The 15,100-nt window shown below is 55.7% G+C and carries 18 protein-coding genes; 3 read left to right on the forward strand and 15 right to left on the reverse strand.

The window, feature by feature from the left end; all coding sequences use genetic code 11:
• Nucleotides 1–19 precede the first annotated feature (19 nt).
• The 13 genes from JWF83_RS00830 to JWF83_RS00890 all read right to left on the reverse strand — a co-directional run bounded on the left by JWF83_RS00830 (nt 20) and on the right by JWF83_RS00890 (nt 11,095).
• Nucleotides 20–1,009: an IS110 family transposase gene (locus JWF83_RS00830; RefSeq protein ID WP_413647956.1), complete on the reverse strand. Its 990-nt coding sequence runs from the start codon at nt 1,007–1,009 to the stop codon at nt 20–22.
• A gap of 261 nt (nt 1,010–1,270) precedes the next feature.
• Nucleotides 1,271–2,314 (reverse strand): hypothetical protein, encoded by a 1,044-nt coding sequence (locus JWF83_RS00835; protein WP_413648006.1) that lies wholly within the window; start codon nt 2,312–2,314, stop codon nt 1,271–1,273.
• A gap of 9 nt (nt 2,315–2,323) precedes the next feature.
• Nucleotides 2,324–3,232 carry a flagellar hook-associated protein FlgL gene (gene flgL / locus JWF83_RS00840; RefSeq protein ID WP_413648007.1) on the reverse strand — a complete coding sequence of 303 codons (909 nt, stop codon included), beginning with the start codon at nt 3,230–3,232 and terminating at the stop codon, nt 2,324–2,326.
• A 10-nt stretch (nt 3,233–3,242) separates the two neighbouring features.
• On the reverse strand, nt 3,243–4,613 hold the full coding sequence (gene flgK, locus JWF83_RS00845; RefSeq protein ID WP_413648008.1) for a flagellar hook-associated protein FlgK: 1,371 nt from the start codon (nt 4,611–4,613) through the stop codon (nt 3,243–3,245).
• Between the two features lie 80 nt (nt 4,614–4,693).
• Entirely contained in the window at nt 4,694–5,002 is a 309-nt protein-coding gene (locus JWF83_RS00850) for a rod-binding protein (RefSeq protein WP_413648009.1), read from the reverse strand.
• 11 nt (nt 5,003–5,013) lie between these two features.
• Nucleotides 5,014–6,117, reverse strand: a complete 1,104-nt coding sequence (locus tag JWF83_RS00855; RefSeq protein WP_413648010.1) for a flagellar basal body P-ring protein FlgI — start codon at nt 6,115–6,117, stop codon at nt 5,014–5,016.
• Nucleotides 6,118–6,128: 11 nt separating this feature from the next.
• Nucleotides 6,129–6,791, reverse strand: coding sequence for a flagellar basal body L-ring protein FlgH (gene flgH / locus JWF83_RS00860; protein WP_413648011.1), 663 nt, complete (start codon nt 6,789–6,791; stop codon nt 6,129–6,131).
• A 51-nt stretch (nt 6,792–6,842) separates the two neighbouring features.
• On the reverse strand, nt 6,843–7,628 hold the full coding sequence (gene flgG / locus JWF83_RS00865) for a flagellar basal-body rod protein FlgG (protein WP_413648012.1): 786 nt from the start codon (nt 7,626–7,628) through the stop codon (nt 6,843–6,845).
• Nucleotides 7,629–7,650: 22 nt separating this feature from the next.
• Nucleotides 7,651–8,382 carry a flagellar basal body rod protein FlgF gene (locus JWF83_RS00870; RefSeq protein WP_413648013.1) on the reverse strand — a complete coding sequence of 244 codons (732 nt, stop codon included), beginning with the start codon at nt 8,380–8,382 and terminating at the stop codon, nt 7,651–7,653.
• 2 nt (nt 8,383–8,384) lie between these two features.
• Nucleotides 8,385–9,575, reverse strand: coding sequence for a flagellar hook protein FlgE (gene flgE, locus JWF83_RS00875; RefSeq protein WP_413648014.1), 1,191 nt, complete (start codon nt 9,573–9,575; stop codon nt 8,385–8,387).
• A 10-nt stretch (nt 9,576–9,585) separates the two neighbouring features.
• Nucleotides 9,586–10,314, reverse strand: coding sequence for a flagellar hook capping FlgD N-terminal domain-containing protein (locus JWF83_RS00880; RefSeq protein ID WP_413648015.1), 729 nt, complete (start codon nt 10,312–10,314; stop codon nt 9,586–9,588).
• Nucleotides 10,315–10,316: 2 nt separating this feature from the next.
• A complete protein-coding gene (flgC, locus tag JWF83_RS00885; protein ID WP_413648016.1) occupies nt 10,317–10,742 on the reverse strand; it encodes a flagellar basal body rod protein FlgC in 426 nt (141 codons plus the stop codon).
• A gap of 2 nt (nt 10,743–10,744) precedes the next feature.
• Complete coding sequence (locus tag JWF83_RS00890) at nt 10,745–11,095, reverse strand: flagellar basal body protein (RefSeq protein ID WP_413648017.1); 351 nt, start codon at nt 11,093–11,095, stop codon at nt 10,745–10,747.
• 83 nt (nt 11,096–11,178) lie between these two features.
• Between JWF83_RS00890 and flgA the strand changes: the two genes are divergently transcribed.
• From flgA to flgN, 3 genes are all read left to right on the forward strand, one after another.
• Nucleotides 11,179–11,940, forward strand: coding sequence for a flagellar basal body P-ring formation chaperone FlgA (flgA, locus tag JWF83_RS00895; RefSeq protein WP_413648018.1), 762 nt, complete (start codon nt 11,179–11,181; stop codon nt 11,938–11,940).
• A gap of 83 nt (nt 11,941–12,023) precedes the next feature.
• Nucleotides 12,024–12,293 carry a flagellar biosynthesis anti-sigma factor FlgM gene (gene flgM, locus JWF83_RS00900; protein WP_413648019.1) on the forward strand — a complete coding sequence of 90 codons (270 nt, stop codon included), beginning with the start codon at nt 12,024–12,026 and terminating at the stop codon, nt 12,291–12,293.
• Entirely contained in the window at nt 12,290–12,721 is a 432-nt protein-coding gene (gene flgN, locus JWF83_RS00905; protein ID WP_413648020.1) for a flagellar export chaperone FlgN, read from the forward strand. The genes flgM and flgN overlap by 4 nt, the downstream gene beginning before the upstream one ends.
• A 49-nt stretch (nt 12,722–12,770) precedes the next feature.
• On the opposite strand, the gene JWF83_RS00910 is transcribed toward flgN, so the two are convergent.
• Both JWF83_RS00910 and JWF83_RS00915 read right to left on the reverse strand, forming a co-directional pair.
• The gene (locus JWF83_RS00910; RefSeq protein WP_413648021.1) at nt 12,771–13,667 is read right to left on the reverse strand and encodes a hypothetical protein; all 897 of its coding nucleotides are present in this window, start codon (nt 13,665–13,667) and stop codon (nt 12,771–12,773) included.
• Nucleotides 13,667–15,097 (reverse strand): glycosyltransferase family 2 protein, encoded by a 1,431-nt coding sequence (locus JWF83_RS00915; protein WP_413648022.1) that lies wholly within the window; start codon nt 15,095–15,097, stop codon nt 13,667–13,669. Before JWF83_RS00915 ends, JWF83_RS00910 begins: the two co-directional genes overlap by 1 nt.
• Nucleotides 15,098–15,100: the final 3 nt, after the last annotated feature.

Raw genomic sequence — 15,100 nt, forward strand, 5'->3', positions numbered from 1 at the left:
GTAGCTACCGTCTTGAACGTCAAGCGGTAGCTGCATAGTTTGCGTCCCATGGCTGCCGTGTCTTCAGTACCCCGTAGCACAGATGCACCAGTTTCCTCATCACCGCACCCACTGCCGCTTTTTTTGCGGTGCCTCTGGCAAGCAGCCGCTCATAAAGCGCCTTGCCCTGTGCGTTATAACGAATGGCGCTCAGCGCGGCCACATACAGCTTTGCACGCACTTCCGGTGGCCCCGCCTTTGACATCCGCGGCCTGTGCCATACCGAGCTTCCTGATGACCTTTCCACCGGGACCAGACCGAGATACGCCGCCACCTGCGAAGCGCTCCTGAACTCTCCTGCGCGCAGAACTGCCAGCATCATCTGGCCGGTTTTATCCTTGACGCACTTTATCGACTTCAGCAGGTCGAGATCTTCTTTCAGTCCGGGATGGTTGTTTATATGGTCTGCGATAAGCTGCTCTATGCGCTCCAGCTCTTTCTGCAGCCACTGGCGGGTGCGCTTAAGGGATGTTATCACCTCGCGCGGCGTCTGCGTTGAGAGAGCCTTTTCCAGGCGGTTGAGGGTGCGCTGCACATCCTCCTGCAGGGCGTCCCGGCGGCGCAACAGTGCCCGCAGTTTGCGGACTTCCGGCGCGGGGGGAACCCAGGGTTCAGGCTGTTTCAGTTCACCGTAGCAGGCCAGAACAAAAGCATCCACGGTGTCATTTTTGGTCAGGATACCCATGCCTCTTGCGAACTCGCGCACCCGCTGCGGATTTGCCATACAGACGGTTACGGTGCTGTCGTGATGAAGGGCAAAGGCGAGGTTTTCGTGATAAACGCTGGTCGCCTCCATAACCACGGTCACCTGTGCGGGATCACACTTCTGCCGGAGCAGCCAGGTCTTCAGCTCCCGGTCAGCACCGGGTGCATTCTTAAAGACTTTGCTTTTCTTTTTCCCCGAGGAGCCTTCGGGGAGCAGGCAGACATCGAATTTTTGTTTGCTGATATCAACGCCGAGATAAATCATGAGGTTGTCTCCCTTTCACATAAACCATCACGCCATCCTGCCTTGTACATACGAAGTCAGAGCTTCCGGTTACCGTTCAGAGTAGATGCTGGCGTGAAAGGAGAAACGGAGGGATTATGCTACGAATGAAGGTCAGAGCCTTAAGGGGAGCCTGAATCTGCCTCCGTTTCATGTAGTGGTAGCTAACCACCACAGAAAACAAGATACAAGGGGCGGCATTTATGGCTCCCGTAACATAAGCATCGGTCATAATGACGGCATTTATGCCGCCCGTGCCGATAGCTGGCTCTGTGCCAGCACATTGCGCACGGTTGCGCAGTGCACATTCGCCTGCGCGGCCAGAGCCTGCGTCAGCTGAGCAAAACTCTCATGGTTAAGTTGCTGCGCCAGCTGCCTGGATGCCGCCTGCGCCGTATCACTGCCGCTAAACGTCGCCATACTCTCAATTCGCATCTGTACCGCCGCCTTACTGCGCTGCAGGCCACGGCGCTGCTGCGACAGTGTGGTTAACGCATTATCGAGGCATGGCAATAGCTGCCGCGCGGTGCTGACGGAAGGCGTCTTCAGGAAACGTTGCACATCATCTTCCAGCCCATTTTCCATCTGCGGTTTCACCGGGAAAAACTGATTTTCCGGATAACGCTCGCCACCCCCCTTCACGCTCAGGTGCTGATCGATACGCGCCCAGTCCTGCTCGGCCACCTGAAAACTAACCTGCCGCTGGCTGTCGAGACTGCCATAAATCCCCCATTTACCCAGCGCCTGATTTAACGTCAGCAGCGCCTGCCGGGCAGAGCTTGCCGCAGGCAGCGAAGCCGCGCTGACTTCACGCTTTTGCCCGGCCAGTGAAAAAGTCAGCACCTCCGGTTGAGGATTATTCAGCAATGTATTGCCATCACGCAGGGTAAATTTTACCTGTGGCCTGGCCTCCAGCGACACCTGCAACTGACGACTGACAGTGCCGCCCGATAGTTGCTGGCGGAACGTCAGCAACTGCTGTAGTGCTTCCGCCTGCCCCTGCACCTCAGCGATCGGCGCGCGGCGCGTAATGGCGTGATTCAGCTGCAGCACCTGCTTTTCCGTACGCTGCAGAAAGTGATCGGCCTGCTGCACATGGGTCAGTTGCTGATTCAGCTGCACGTTATAGCGCAGCGGCTGCGCAGAAATCAGCGGCTGATCGGGAAAACCCGCCACTTTACGATCCAGCATATTCTGCCGCCCGGCGATCGCCGCGCTCTGCCGGATAGTTCCCCCCGCCAGCGCGGAGGGGGTTAACAGTGAGTTACGATGTGTGTCTACCTGCATGATGGAAACTTAGCCCAGTTTAAACAGTGAAAGTTGCGAAACCTGGACAAATGACTTGTAAGCCGCCTCGTTGGATGAGGTGTAACGCATCAGATTCATCCAGGCTTCGGCATAATCAAGTCCCTGAAGCTGCTCAATCACCTGCTGATTGACCACGTCATTATCGCTGTGCGCATCATTCAGCAGCGTCAGATGATTCTGCCGCCCGCCAAGGTCAGTATACAGCGCTGCCACACGGTTATGGTTCTCCTGTAACCCGGACAACATCTGCCCCATATCTTCGGCATAGCTGGAGGGCGGCAGCGTCGGATCTTTCATTTTGCCAATCAGATCCTGCAACTGATTCAGCGTCGCCATATCGCTGCCGAAAGCCTGCGCCAGTTGCGTGGTCACCCGGATATCAACAACATGGGCGACGGTCGCCGCCGACTGGTTATCGTTACCCTGATAGATCCACTGGCCGGTCGCCGGATCCTGCACTACCGGAGGTCGATCGGTAATGGTGCCGCCAAACTGATAGTTGCCGTCAGCATCGCGGGTATTCAGCTGGGCAATTAGCGACTCCATTAGCGCCTGCAGTTCGGTGCCGTAGCCGTCCATATCTGCCACGCTAAGATGACCGTTATTGGCTTCCCGGATCTTATCCATCATCGTCATCAGTGTGCTGCTGGTGGCATCAATATGAACTTCCTGCTGGGCCAGATTGCCGGATAACCGGCTGATATTGTGCTGATACTGGCCGATCGCCGCCTGCTCGCGACGCAACTGCGCCAGCTGGCTACTGGCGATCGGATCGTCGGAGGGCTTAGTAATACGCTTATCCAGACTGATTTGCGTCTGTACTTTACTTAACTGCATATTATTGCGGTTAAAATTATTAAGCGCCGTATTGGTAAAGGTGAGGGTACTGACTCTCATAACAGGCTCCTTAGAATAGCGCCAGAAGATCGCGAAATATCTGGTCGCCGGTAGCAATCACTTTCATATTGGCCTGATACGACTGGGTATAAGTCGACAGGTTGATATACTCTTCGTCGTCATTCACCGCACTGTAGTTATCGCGCTGGATAATCGCCTGTTCCAGCAACGCCACGGCTGACTGTAATTCGGTCTGATTCTGGCGGCTTTTAATTCCCACGGTGCTGATCAGGGTGGCGCTGGCATTATCCAGACTGGTTTCACCCATGCCGGGAATGTCATAGTTTTGGTTTTTAATCTTAATCAGCTCCAGCAGGTTCTGGTTGTTGCCGCTTTCGCCGGCAGCAGAAGAGAATGCCAGCTCATGCCATTGCAAATCCGTAACCTGCAGCATTCCACCGGGATCGTTAGCGTCAAAAATAAACAGCGCGCCGCCCGGATTGCCATTTAAGTCAAAACCACTGGCCAGCTGCGCGTTAAATGCCGTCGCCAGCGCTTGCGCCATCCCCTTAACCGATTCATCCATCTCGCTCAGCGTCCCGCTGGCATAGTCATGCAGAGCGCCAAGTTTGCCGCCACAGGACATCGGCGTGTCATAGCTGCTGCCCGCGTAGCTGAGCGTCATCTTCATCATGCCGTTACTGTCTGGCTGAATACTCAGAGTGCCAAAATCTTTGCCGTTAACCAGCGGCTGGCCCGATGGCAGTGAGATGTTATATTCGCCTTTATCATTAATATTCACGCGTACATCGGCGTAATTACTCAGCTCTTTCACCAGCTCGTCGCGCTGATCGCGCAGAATATTGGTATCGCCGCCAGCGGCGGTGATTTCGACAATTTTCTGATTATATTTGGCAATATTTTCCGTCAGGGTGTTAATGCTGACCACCGTCCCCTGCTGTTGCTGCTGAATATCGCTCCGCTGGCTCTGAATAAATTTCTGCACGTTGTTAAAGCGCATCGCCAGCGATCTGGCTTCGGTCAGTACATCCTGACGCATCGCCTGATTATTCGGTTTTTCCGTGGCGCCGTTCAGTGATTTAAACAGGTTATCCAGGCCGTCGCCGATCCCGGTGGAATCGGAACCGAGAATTGTCTCCAGCCCGCCAAGATAAGTCTGGGTCTGATCGTAATAGCTGACTTGCGTGCCCCCACGCCACACCTGGCCAATTCGAAACTGATCGGCCATACGCATAATTTGGCTGACCTCTACGCCGTTACCGCTAAACAGACGCTGATTGCCCATCGGGCCAATCGCCTGCTGCACAATGTGCTGACGGCTATAGCCTGGAGTCAACGCATTACTGAGATTTAGTGCGGTAACATTCATGCCGATGCGTGCGGCCTGCACGCCGCTATAGCCAATAGAATGTAAACTCATCTGATCCTCCATTAGAGATGGTGCTAAGCCCCGGCGCCGGCAGCGTGAACGCCGCGCAACGTCGGGATGTCTGGCGCTTCTTATGCTGTCCGTCCGCCATCCGCGGACAGCTGTTTAATCAGCAGATCGGCGATCCCCGTGCTGCGCTGGCTGGCCAGATCCTGGGCCAGCGCATCATCATAAAAATCGCGCAGAGTGCGCGCTTCACGGCTGCTGAACATGCCATTTTCACTGCTGAGCGCATCGACGCTTTTGCGCATTTGCTGCAGCATGGTGCGCAGAAACATCGCCTCAAACTGCTCTGCGGCCTGGGCAATAGTTTGCGGCCGGACCCTGCCGCTGATATCGCCGGGTATGGCGGAAAACTCACTTCGTAGCGGGGTTATCATCGTTAATCTCCTTAGATCACCACTAATTCCGCATCCAGCGCCCCGGCTTCATGCAGCGCCTGCAGAATGGCCATAATGTCGTCCGGCGATGCGCCGAGACTGTTGATGGTGTTGACGATGCTGCGCAAATTGGTCCCGGCCGGAATGGTGACCATCTGACCATTACCCTGACTGACCGCGATATCACTTTGCGGCGTCACCACCGTCCGGCCGCGGCTGAGCGGTCCTGGCTGGCTGACCTGGTTTGATTCACGAATCGTCACCGTCAGGTTGCCGTGCGATACCGCCGCCGCGCGCACAATAATGCCGTCGCCCAGCACCACGGTGCCGGTACGGGCATTGAACACCACGCGCGGCGCCTGTTTACCGGCATTGATTTGCACATCTTCCAGCATCGACATAAACGCCACGCGCGCGCTGGGATCGGCCGGTGCATTAACCGATACGTTGGTGGCGCTTTTCGCCAGCGCCGTACCACTGCCAAATGCCTGATTCAGCGCCACCGCGATACTGTTGGCGGTTTTAAAACTGGGACGTTTCAGGTTCAGCATTACCTGGCTGTTATCCTGAAAATCGCTCGGCACTTCGCGCTCCACGCTGGCGCCGTTTGGCACCCGGCCAACGGTTAAGGTGTTGACCGACACGCTGGAGCCGCTGTTGCCCTCGGCTTTTACCCCGCCAGCAACCACATTCCCCTGTGCCAGCGCGTACACTTCGCCATCGGCGCCGCGCAGCTGGGTCAGCAACAGGGTGCCGCCGCGCAGGCTTTTCGCATCGCCAATCGACGATACGGTGACATCAATGGTTTGCCCGCGCGCATACATTGGCGGCAGGGTGGCGCTGAGCGCCACCGCCGCCACATTCTTCACTTTCGGATCGATTTTTTCCGGCAACTGCACGCCAAACTGACGCAACATATTGGTCACCGACTGATTGGTAAACTTCACCTGGTTGCGATCGCCAGTGCCATCCAGCCCGACCACCAGGCTATAGCCCACCAGCTGGTTACCGCGAATCCCCTGCACATCGACCAGGCTATTCAGCGGTTGGGCGCGGACCTGCAGGCCCGCCAGCGCCGTTGCCGCCGCGAGAAACAAAAAAACATAACGTAACATCTTGATTTACCTTAAATAGGGAACAGAGGGTGGTTAAAGAATCGGGTTAACCAGCCCGCTGAATTAGCATCACTGAGCGCGCCGCGACCGGCATAGGAGATGCGGGCATTGGCAATACGTTGTGACGACACCGAGTTATCGCGCTGAATATCTTCGGAACGCACCAGCCCGGTGACGCGCATATATTCATCGCCCTGGTTCAGCGTCAGCCACTTCTCGCCACGGATCACCAGCACGCCGCTGGGCAGTACCTGATGCACCGCCACGGTAATCGAGCCACGCAGCATATTTTGCTGAGCGGAGCTGGCATTGCCGTTGAAGTTGCGGTTGGCGGATACCGAGCCGCTCAGGTCATCGACGGTGGCGCCAAACAGCGTCGGCGCGCCTAACTCGGCACTGTTCTTTTTGCCAAAATTGGTTTTTGCCTGCTTGCTCGACTGGGTCGTTTCATCCAGCCGCACGGTGAGGATATCGCCGACGCGATATGCCCGGCGATCCTGCGTCAGCGACCAGTTATAGTTGTTGTTATATAGCCCGCCGCCGCTGACCTTCGACTCCGGCTGGACCGGGCTTTCCGGTGGGGCAAAAGCGGCATCATCCTTCTGTACCAGCAAGGCCGAGCTTTCACAGCCCGCCAGCAGCAACACGCTGAGCAGCATCAGCAATTTATTCATGGTTCTACCTGTGATCGTTCTTCAGGCGGAAGCCGCGCTTCCGCCTGACGGTTACATTTGCTGATTGATAAACTTCAGCATGTCATCGGCTGCTGAAACCATTTTGGCGTTCATCTCGTAGGCACGCTGTACGGTGATCATATCCACCATCTCTTCCACCACCTGCACGTTAGAACCCTCCAGCGAGCCCTGTTCCAGCGCGCCGAATGCCTCTTCGCCCGGTACACCTTCTACCGCTTCACCGCTGGCGGCGGTTTCGCGATACAGATTGCCGCCAACCGCTTCCAGACCGCCCGGATTGACAAAGTTCACCAGCGTAATCTGCCCCAGCTCTACCGCATCGGTTTCGCCGCCGACGCTGGCGGTCACGGTGCCATCTTTGGCAATCGACAGTTTTTTGGTGTGCTCCGGCAGTTCAATCTGCGGCACCAGCGGCAGCCCCTGGGCGTTAGTCAGCACGCCGTCCGGGCTGATAGAGAGGTTGCCCGCGCGGGTATAGGCGATATCGCCATCCAGCGTCTCTACCTGGAAAAATCCCTGACCGGTGATCGCCACATCCAGATCCTGATTGGTGACCTGCATCGAACCGACGGTAAACTGCTTCTGTGTGCCAAGGATCCTGACGCCGCTGCCAAACTGCACGCCGTTCGGCGCGACATTGTTTTGATCAAGCATGGTGCCCGGCGCACGCGGCGTCTGATAAAACAGATCCTGAAATACCACCCGGTCGCGTTTAAAACCGGTGGTATTGACGTTGGCCAGGTTATTAGAAATCGCGGTCATTTTGGCATCCTGCGCCGCCAGACCGGTTTTACTTACCCATAATGCGGGATTCATAATTTATGCTTCCTGAAGTTGGTTAACTGCCACGGATCAGGCGGTTACCCGCCTGCGCCAGCGACTCAGCGGCCTTCATCATTTTGATTTGCGCTTCAAACTGACGGCTCAATGACACGGTTTGTACCATCTCGGTAATCGCCGAAACGTTGCTGGTTTCCAGATGTTCGGAAGCGACCATGACGCTTTCGCTGCGCGGCGTGGTGGCGCGATTGCTGACCAGCAAACCATCATTGTTTTTACTCAGCTGTTCCGCCGGAATAGCCACCAGCTTGATACGATCGACATCCGCCGCTGCGGCGATATCGCCATTCTCCGGGATCACGGTAATGGTGCCGTCGTCGCCGATAGCAACCTGAGAGAAAGGCGGCAGCTGGATGGGCCCATTTTCACCGAGCAGCGGTAAGCCGCTAACGGAGAGGTTGCCCTCGTCATCGATATCAATATGGCCGCTACGGGTATAGGCTTCGCGCCGTCCATCCTGTAACGCCACCAGACCATCGCCTTTAATGGCGAAATCCAGTTCGCGACCGGTTTCACGCAGCGCCCCTGGCGCCATATTGATGCCGCCGTTCTGGCTACTGACCTGAAAACGCGAGTCATAGCCATAGCCCTGAACCCGCCGGGTGCTGGCCCGCTCCAGATCGGCGCGAAAGCCCTCGGTATTGGCATTCGCAAGGTTGTTGGAGTGAATCATCTGCTGAGTCAGGCTACGGCTGGCGCCGCTGACGGCGGTATAAATCAAACGATCCATAATTAAATCGCCTGGAACAGGGCCATCGTCATCTTCTCATTGGTCGAGATGACTTTGGTGTTGGCCTGATAGTTACGCTGTGCTGACATCAGTCCCACCAGTTCGGCGGTCATATCAACGTTGGAGTCTTCGAGGGCAAACGCTTTGATGGCGCCATTCAGACCGGTTTTCGGCGCGCCCAGCAACGCCTGACCAGACTGATTGGTCATCGACCATGCGGTACCGTTTTCCGATGCCAGGCCGTCGATATTGGCAAAAGTCGCCAGTACCAGTTGCCCCTGCAGCATGCGCTCACCGTTGCTGTAAGTGGCGTAGATCTTGCCGTCTTCATCGATCTGCTCGCCGTTACGTTCACCGGCGGCGTAACCATTGGCATTGTTTTTTGACACGTTGAAATCGGTGCCGTACTGACTGCTGCCGGTATAGTTAAGCGCGATATTCAGCGGCTGCGCTCCTGCTGCCGGCGCCTGAATATTGACCGGGGCGGCCGGCATAATCAGTACGCCGTTGGTATTGAACGACAGATCGACAGAGGCTGGCGTAGCGGCGGCGCCGTCAACGAAGTAGTAAGCCTTCCATTCACCGTCGGCGGTTTTTACAAAGTACTGTTCGATATTGTGTTCGCGGCCAAGTGAGTCATACACCTTGCTGCTGTAGGTATTGTTGTAACTCTCGGAGTTCGCCTTATCAAATGGCGTCACCGTCGGAATGCTGGCATTGGCATTCAGGTTAGCGGTGAACTCCAGACTGTCAGTGGCTTTCGCCGGAATACCACCGGTTTTCAGCTGCAGGTCGCTGATGACGCCGGTCTGTAGCTGACCGTTGGCGCCCACCGTATAGCCCTGAATTTTATTGCCGAGGTTATTGATCAGATAGCCATTGATATCCGTACCCATATAACCGGCACGGGTGTAGCTGGTCTTGCCGCTGCTGTCTTTGGTGACAAAGAAACCGTTGCCGGAAATCGCCAGATCGAGGCCACGGGCGCTGCTGGTGACATTGCCGTTTTGCGCAATGCTCTGCGAGATACTGGTTACGCCGACGCCCAGCGGCTGGCCGCTGGCATACAGCGAAGCAAACTCTGCACGCATCGCTTTATAGCCAACGGTGCCGCCGTTGGCGATGTTATTACTGATGGCGCCCAGCTGTTTGGTTGCAGCATTGAGGCCGGAAGTTGCAATATTAAAACTCATAAAATGGTCCTTAAATTTGCGCGGAACTGTTGGTTAAGCCAGAACGCGCCGAAAACAGATTGGATCGCCCGCCGACGGGCACTTTGCTGTTGCCAAACTGGCGAATGGTGTTGTAAGCCACCTCGCCGAGGCCGGGGATATTCAGCATTGGCGCACCGGTTTGCGGATCAAAGCGCACGCTGTTCACCGTCCCGGCGATTTCAACCGACACCTCTTTCTCGCCGGTATCGGTCACCACGCTGAGGGTGTATTTGCCATCGCTCAGTCCCAGTTCAGCCGGATCGATGGTGAATTCCACATCGCCCGCCGCCTGTTTCCCCAGCTCCAGCTTGATCTCTTTGCCGGCGGCATCTTTGATATGCACGGTAACGTTATTCGCCGGATGCTTCAGATTAAGGCGACCCTCAATCCGCTGCTGGTTCTCGATCTGAATGGCGTTGCTGCTGACAAATACCTGCTGCCCGACCAGATTCGACATCCCCAGCGCCTGCATGCTTTCCGCCATGTAGTAAACGCCCGCCATGGTTTCCGTCAGCGCCTGCATCGATTCCATTTGCGACATCTGCGACAACTGACTGATGTACTGCGCGCTGTCGGTCGGGTTGGTCGGATCCTGGTTCTGGATCTGCGCCACCAGCAGTTTCAGGAACATATCGCTGACGCTGCCGTTACTCTGCGGCGACTGCTGAGCGTTGAAAACATCATTGTTTTCATTACGTTGTACGTTGTTAAGCGCCATGGTTATCCTTCTCCCAGTTTCAGCAAACTCTGTTGCATACTTTTCACGCTGTTCAGCACTTCCACATTGGTTTCGAAGTTGCGTGACGCAGACATCATGTCTGCCATCTCCTCAACGGTATTAATGTCCGGGTAGAACACATACCCCTCGTTGTCCGCCAGCGGGCTGCCCGGTTCATAGCGCCGGATAGCGCCGCCGGTTTCGACCACATCCAGTACCTGCACCCGGGCGCCCGCCATGGCGCGGTTATCCATCAGCTGACTGTTCTGGTAGATGGCGGCAAATACCGGGCGACGCGCTTTATAGGTGGCCGCCTCGCTGGCGGCCGGTGATTCCGCATTCGCCAGGTTACTGGCGATGGTATTCAGCCGCACGGTTTGCGCGGTCATGGCTGAACCGGAAACACGATATATTTCATTGAATGACATGATTATTTCCCTTCAATTGCCTGTTTCATGCCGATAATTTTTGCATTGAGAAACTGCATGCTTACCTGATAATCCAGCGTGTTTTTTGAGAACTCCGCCTGTTCAACATCCAGCGCCACGGTATTGCCGTCGGTAGCTGGTTGATAAGGCACGCGATATTTCACCGCCGGCGCCGCAGCGAATGAACTTTTGCTGATTGAGCGTTGCATCTCCGCGGCAAAATCAATATCTTTAGCCTTGAAGTTCGGGGTATCCACATTGGCCAGGTTCGCCGACAACAGCTCTGCTCGGGAAAGTCGAAGCTGTAGTGCGGCCGGATGAACGCTCAGCGCCTTGTCAAAACTTATTCCCACGATGTACTCCTCCTGATTATTGATTCGCAGCCATTTAGCAAATTGCGTGCCAAACTATAACCAGTTGATTTAATGAGGATAAAATGTACATCGTCGCCAATAAGCGGAAAGCCTGTTTCCTTGCCACCACCGTTCTGATGCTGGCTTCCGCCCGGCCGGCGTGGTCCGCAGTGGAACCACAAACTGCGCGTAAACAGATCTACAGTCAGGCCACCGTCAATGCCACGGCGGATATTCAGCGCGTGGCGCGCCAGAAAAACTGGCAGGGCTACAGCAGCAAACTCAACGTATTTATTCCCACGGAAGTCAGCCGGTTTCCGCGCTGTGACCAACCCTTAATTTCCTCGTTACCGGCAGGCGACCGTCTCGATCTGGCGCGATTACGCTACGATATTCGCTGTGAAGGAGCGAACCGCTGGGAAATTGCGGTAACGGTGAAACCGGATATCTATCTGCCGATCCTGGTGGCTAAAACCAGTCTGGAGCGTGGTAAGCAGTTAGCGGCCAGCGATGTGGAGCTGAAAAAGCGCAACATCAGCGGTATGCGTGACGGCTATATCAGCCGCCCGGACGAGGTACTGGGCCTGACGGTGAAAAAGCGTATCCGCGATATGCAGGCCATCTCTCCTGCCCAGCTTGAGCAGCCGCTGGTCATCGAGCGGGGTCAGCGGGTAGTGATGATCGCCGCTCAGGATGGCATTGAGGCGAAAAGCATCGGGGAAGCGATGAAAAAAGGACGCAAAGGCGATGTGATTAAGGTGCGTAACCTGAGCAGCCAGAAGGTGGTCTCAGCGCTGGTGGATGATGTCGGCGTGGTGCGCATGCTGCTGGCTCCAGGCGCATGATGCAAAGCGGAATTTAACTTTCCGCCGCCGCGTGCCGTTATTACCTGACACCGAGAACATATTTTGCGTTAAGGGCACAAGACATGATGAAAATTACCGTTTCCAACCTGCGTCCGGTTTCCTCTGGCCTCACGACCACCAGCGAAAAAGCGGACGACAGTAAAAAAACCACCACCACGGCGAAAACTGCGGAGTCCGGCAGCATTATCAGTGAAGCGCAACAGTCGCTGCGCCAGATGCCGGAAGTGGACGAGGCACGCGTCGCCGAAATGAAACAGGCGATTGCCAGCGGTGAACTCACGCCCGACAGTGAGAAGCTGGCGCGCAGCATGATGGACTATTTTCGTCGATGAACAGTAATACCGGGCGGGTAAAACAGCTGCTGGCCGATATTAAACAGGACCTGCAGCATTACGACAGCTTGCAGATCCTGTTGCAGCTGCAACATGAAAAAATCATCGCCTGCGACAGTAACGGCAGTGAAGAGGTGAGACAGCGGCTGATGTCTCTCTATCAACAATTACACCTGTCGGCGCAACGCCGCCACAGCCTGTTGTGTGCGCTAAATCTCTCTCCGGACAGCGAAGGGCTCAAAAAAATCCTGCCTTGTCTCCCCGAACGCGTTGCTGCCCAGGTGGCGACCTGCTGGTCAACCCTGGAAAGCCGTGCCCTGCATTGCCAGCAAATCAATCAACGTAACGGCCTGCTGCTAAGCATGCAGCAAGAGACCCTGCAACAGCTTATCCGGCCGGAACCGGCCACAATGTTTTATCAGGGATGATGGTTTAAGCCATCAGCACGGGCGGCATAGCATCAATGCCGCCCGTCAGTTATTTCAATAACGATAATCCAACCAGCAGCATATCGGCATCGCAGGTTAACCTCACCGGCTGCCGCTCCATGGCGGCAAACAGCGCACTGATACGCACTTCATCCAGCTCAATTTCACTCTGTATCAGCAACCCGCACAAGATTTTCAGCAGATAAACATCGCCGCACAGCGCTAAAAATGCATCCTGGCTATTGAGCGGGAACAGATGGTGATAGCAGCGGTACAGGATAAAGTTTTGCCACAGCTGCCGGTGCTGCTGCATAAAAGTCGCCAGCTGCGCATCCTGATCTAACGCCGTCAGGTTTTGCTCCAGATAGTTATCCGCCAGCACAGTAAACTCATTTAACTTTAACGACAGCGCCATGCCCGCCCGGGCATCAAGCGTGGTATCCAGCCGGGTGGCGCTTAAGGCTCTGACCGCCTGCAATTTGTATTTGCTAATCACCGGCAGCAGATCAAAATGTTCGGCCAGAGCGCCCTGCGCCAGCAGGCGGCTAAACTCCTCGCCACAGCGGGTAATCTGTGCGACGTCGTCAGCCGATAATTTCATCATCTGGTTGATATAAATACCGATGGCATAAAGCTTCACCGGGATGTCCCCCGCGTCGCTTATTGCCAGGTTAATGCAGCCCTGATTAATCTTTTGCTGCAGCTGATTCGGCTGCCATGCGGCGGCTGACATCTCTTCCGCGCTGTGCAAGACAAAAGCGTCAGCGTTAAACAGGATGTCCTGCGCCACCCGCTCACAGCTCAGGCTGGCACTGTAGCGCCGCTGATCCTGCCAGTCGATAATGACAAAAGGGTAGTCCTGCTGACACGTTGGGCACTGGCAGTGCCAGTCTGCCTCGTGCAGGCGCAAGAGATATTGGGGGATATAACTCCGTATCTGTTTCATTACTGTTCCGTAGAGATAATAGTATTAGGTAAAGTTGTCGGTAATTTTTTGAAGAAGTCAGCGATCAGATCCTTACCGCTGGCATCGCTGTCGAGGTAAATCAGGCTGGGATACACCGCCAGCCACTGACCATGACGAAACAGCATCTGCCACGACGTTGCGCTGGCATCCGGCGCCGACAGCGCGGCAATCAACGCGTCATAGCTACGCTGGCTGAACAGGCTGGCCACCGCCGTTTGGCGCGCGCCGGAAACTTTTACCGCGCTGGGTAGCGATGCCAGTGGAAAAGCAGTATCCAGCTGGCAGCCGAGGAAGGCGCCATCCCAGGGGATATGTTGCAGGGCGGCGAACAGCTTATTGGTACTGATAATCGCCTTTTCCTGGCGGACAAAAAGCGCGTTTTCATCGACGACCAATACATTGCGCCACTGCTGCGCCTTTGCCCGTCTGACGATCGCCAGCTGACTGCTATGCGCCGCTTCGGACTGACTGGCCGGACGATAAAACGCCAGCTGCTGCGGCAGCGCCCCCAGCTCCAGTAATTGTCGCTGCATGCGTTCCGCCGCCTGCGCCTGCCCGGAGTGTGCATTAATCACTATCCGATCGATAAACTCCCATGCGATCTTGCTGCCGGCCGTCGCGCGGTTCAGTCGCTGGTAGTGCTGCAGCAGATAGCGGTCAGTGACGATGCTTTCCAGCGTCAGCGGCAGGCGCTGGCAGTTGCTAAAGATAAAATCTTTGTCGTAGGTATTGGCATGATGGGAAATGCACAAAATCGAACGGAAAGGATCGAGCTGCAAAACCGGTACGGTAAACCCCTTCAGGAACGACGACTCTTCCGCCAGATTGGCGGCATCGTCATAGCGGTGTTTCTTCAGGAAGTTGCGATGACAGGCAAAGGTGCCATTCAGGGCATGCCGTCTGCCGATACTGGCGGTCTGATAAATGCGATTCACATGGCTGTACCACACCGGAATGCTGTCGCAGCCGGCAAACAGCGCTTTATGCCGCCGCATTTCGCTGATGGTATAGCTCAGTTTGTCGGCGCGATAATAGTCATCATCATCCATACAGACGATATACTCGCCGCGCGCTAACTGATTAAGCTGATTACGTTTCTGTCCCAGCGTCAGGCGCTCGCACTGATGGTAATAGCGGATCAGCTGCGGGTGCGGCGCATACTGACTTAAGCTGGCGACCAGATCGGCGCTGCTCTGCTCAGAGTCATCAAGGATCACCAGCTCACGCCGATCCGCCGGATAATCCTGATAGAGAAACATATGCAGCAGGAACGGCAAAAAAGCACGACGATTCCAGGTAGGGGTCACCACACTGACAAAAGGCAGTTCACCCTGCGCTGCGGTGTTGTTACGCGCCAGCAACTGCTGCAGCAAACTGCCCGCGCGTTGATCGGATTGCCGGTTTTTCATCTT

It is taken from the genome of Pantoea sp. B65 (assembly GCF_047308185.1).
GTDB lineage: Bacteria > Pseudomonadota > Gammaproteobacteria > Enterobacterales > Enterobacteriaceae > Erwinia.